The following is a 1,509-nucleotide window of genomic DNA, read 5'->3' as shown; positions in this document are numbered from 1 at the left end:
CATCGCCCGCCGGCGCGCCGGGCGAGGCGCTCGGCGCGCTTGCGCCGGGTGCGCTCGCTGGTCTGTCGCAGCCGGCGCCCCTTGAGCGCGATGTCGATGCCGGTCACGAGGGTCAGGATGACCGCGGCGGCCATGATGATCCAGGCCACCCACATCCACACATCCGGCTCCGGCAACGTCCACAGCGGAGCGATGAAGAACCCCAGCGCCAAAGCCTGCAGCGCCGTCTTGGTCTTGCCGCCCTGCCCGGCCGGCATGACGCTGTGCCGGATGATGAAGAAGCGCATCGCGGTGATGCCCCACTCCCGCACCAGGACCGGGATGGTGATCCACCACGGCAGTTCGCCGAGCACGGAGAGGCCGACGAACGCCATCCCGGTGATCGCCTTGTCGGCGATCGGGTCGGCGACCTTGCCGAAGTCCGTCACCAGCCCGCGCCGACGAGCGATGTCACCGTCGATGCGGTCGGTCAGGACCGCACCGACGAAGAGCGCCAGCGCCCACCAGCGCAGCCCGACATCCGAACCGTGATCGACGAGCAGCAGCCATCCGAAGAAGGGCACGACGAGGATGCGCATCACGGTGAGCGTGTTGGGCAGATTCCACGCCGAGACCTTGGCGGCGGGCAGGGTCATCGGGCGACCGCCTGCAAGTCGACACCCGCGCTCGCGACGATCTCGGCCGCCACGATCTGGCCCGGCACCAGGTCCGGCACCGACTCGACACTCGTCTGCCCGTCGATCTCGGGACCCTGAAAAGCGGTGCGGCCGAACGGCATACCGTCCTCGACGCCCTCGATGAGCACGTCGGCGACCGTGCCGATGCGTTCCTCGGCCCGCTGCGCCGTCAGCAACTCCGCGAGGTCCTGCAAGCGGGCCACCCGAGCGGCGATCTCGTCCTCGTCGACCTTGCCCGGCATGCCCAGACCCTCGGTGCCGTCCTCGTCGGAATATCCGAAGACGCCCACGACATCGAGCCGGGCCGCCGTCAGGAAGGACTCCAACTCCGCCACGTCCTCCTCGGTCTCCCCCGGGAACCCGACGATGACGTTGGACCGGACGCCCGCCTCGGGGGCCAGGGCACGCACCCGGGCGATCAACTCGAGGAAGGAGTCGCCGTCGCCGAAGCGCCGCATCCGCCGCAGCAGCGGCCCCGATGCGTGCTGGAAGGAGATGTCGAACCACGGCACGACCTTCTCGGTCGCCAACATGGCCTCGAGCAGTCCGGGGCGGATCTCCGCCGGCTGCAGGTAGGACACGCGCACCCAGTCCAGCCCATCGACCGCCGACAGGCGCGGCAGCAGTTTCTCCAAGGCGCCCAGGTCGCCCAGGTCCTTGCCGTAGGAGGTGCTGTTCTCGCTGACGAGGAAGACCTCCTTGACCCCCTGGCCGGCGAGCCACCGGGCCTCGGCGACGACCTCATCCGGGTGCCGGGAGACGAAGGCACCCCGGAACATCGGGATCGCACAGAAGGCGCAGCGCCGATCGCAGCCGCTGGCGATCTTCAGCG

Annotated in this window: 2 protein-coding genes; both read right to left on the bottom strand. The window is 69.7% G+C overall.

Features of this window, described 5'->3' with window-relative positions; translation table 11 throughout:
• On the bottom strand, window positions 1–635 hold a 635-nt coding region (pgsA, locus tag BN11_RS17600), incomplete at its 3' end, for a CDP-diacylglycerol--glycerol-3-phosphate 3-phosphatidyltransferase (RefSeq protein ID WP_083433855.1).
• On the bottom strand, window positions 632–1,509 hold an 878-nt coding region (locus tag BN11_RS17595; protein WP_048699609.1), incomplete at its 5' end, for a radical SAM protein. The genes pgsA and BN11_RS17595, both read right to left, overlap by 4 nt.

Origin of the sequence: Nostocoides australiense Ben110, from assembly GCF_001050535.1 — a bacterium.
In the GTDB taxonomy this organism is placed as follows: Bacteria; Actinomycetota; Actinomycetes; order Actinomycetales; family Dermatophilaceae; genus Nostocoides_A; species Nostocoides_A australiense.
This window is presented reverse-complemented; position numbering and strand designations above follow the sequence as displayed.